This window comes from Micromonospora sp. NPDC050686 (assembly GCF_040654475.1).
In the GTDB taxonomy this organism is placed as follows: domain Bacteria; phylum Actinomycetota; class Actinomycetes; order Mycobacteriales; family Micromonosporaceae; genus Micromonospora.
Window position 1 is genome coordinate 1 of the sequence record NZ_JBFAID010000144.1, and the last position, 1,434, is coordinate 1,434.

Annotated in this window: 1 protein-coding gene; it reads left to right on the forward strand. The window is 71.7% G+C overall.

Annotated features, from left to right (window positions below; genetic code table 11):
• Nucleotides 1-458: 458 nt before the first annotated feature.
• Nucleotides 459-1,205, forward strand: coding sequence for a single-stranded DNA-binding protein (gene ssb, locus AB0H57_RS32825; RefSeq protein ID WP_357512633.1), 747 nt, complete (start codon nucleotides 459-461; stop codon nucleotides 1,203-1,205).
• The last annotated feature ends 229 nt before the right edge of the window (nucleotides 1,206-1,434 follow it).

Consider the following 1,434-nt stretch of genomic DNA (forward strand, 5'->3'; position numbering starts at 1 on the left):
CGTCCACGTCGCCAACCGCAACCGCGCCCTCGGCCGGGTCAATCAGCCGACCAAGCTCGCTGCATGAACCGGTGGTTGACAAAGGGTGTCTCATCGCGGGACCTCGCCGTCGGTGCGCGGCAAGCCGGTCATTCGGGACGGGCGGAAAGTCATCTCTGCTGCCTCTCTCCTCGGGACGTGGACCGGGGTGGTCGTCCGGCCGGCCGCCGTGGTGGTTGACGTCACCGTGGTGGCCGGTTGATCAAGTCCATACCCAGTCGCGGCCGGTCCGGAACCGGTGTCCGCGCTCGGCCCGCAGCGATCTGAGCCATAGCAAGCGGTGCCTTGATCAGGGCGTTGTCCACAGGCCGCTCCGCCGTCCACAGGAACGGGCCCGCTGCTGGTGCTCGCCGCTCGGCCGGCCCAGGCTCGGCACGAGTCGACTCGTCACGGCAAACTCGATCTTCCCTGGAGGGGCGATGTTCGATACCTATGTCACGATCGTCGGCAACGTGCTGACCGCGCCGGAGTGGCGGCGTACCACGCAGAGCAACACCCTGGTGGCCAACTTCAAGGTCGCCTCGACGGCCCGCCGCCTCGACCGGGACAGCGGCCGCTGGGTCGACGGCAACAGCCTGCGGGTGCGGGTCAACTGCTGGCGCAAGCTGGCCGAGGGGGTGGCCTCCTCGGTGATGGTGGGCGACCCGGTGGTGGTGGCCGGCCGGCTCTACACCCGCGACTGGACCGACGACGCCGGCAACCACCGCACGCTGTACGAGCTGGAGGCGGTCGCGGTCGGGCACGACCTGTCCCGGGGCCGGGCCCGCTTCCAGCGCAACCGCGCCGGCCTGACCACCAGCGCGGTGGAGGACGCCGACGCCGAGGCCCGGGTGCACGGCGAGCCCACCGAGCCGGTGCCGGCGGAGCAGACGCCGGCCGGGCCGGACGACCGCCCGTTCGACGACGACTTCGACGGGCCGGACTTCGGCGTGCCGCCGGTGGCCGGCGGGGCCGGGCAGGCGCTGGCCGACGGTCACCGCCCCGACCTGGCCGACCTCACCGATCCCTTCGCCGACCTGACCGCGCCCGACGAGGAGAAGGACGACGAGAACGACGACCTCACCGAGGAGCCGGCCGAGGCGTCCCCCGCCGACGAGCTGGCCCCGGTGCCGGACACCCCGACACCCGCCCGCCGACGCCGCCCCCGCACCTCCGTACCAGCCTGACCAACCGACCGTCCCCGGGACGCGGCGGAGCCGGTACCGCTCGACTTCGGGAAGAGGCTGCCTCCCGAGCGGTGGAGGCAGCACCTTCCCCGAACCTGCCGCCGGGGACGAGTGGGCTGGGTGGGACGGGACATGGCCTAGACGATCTATTCCAAGGGGTACGGGGCAGCGAATAGAAGCGAGGGTGTCCATGATCGACGTTGCGAAGCAACGATGACCATGGAGGCCA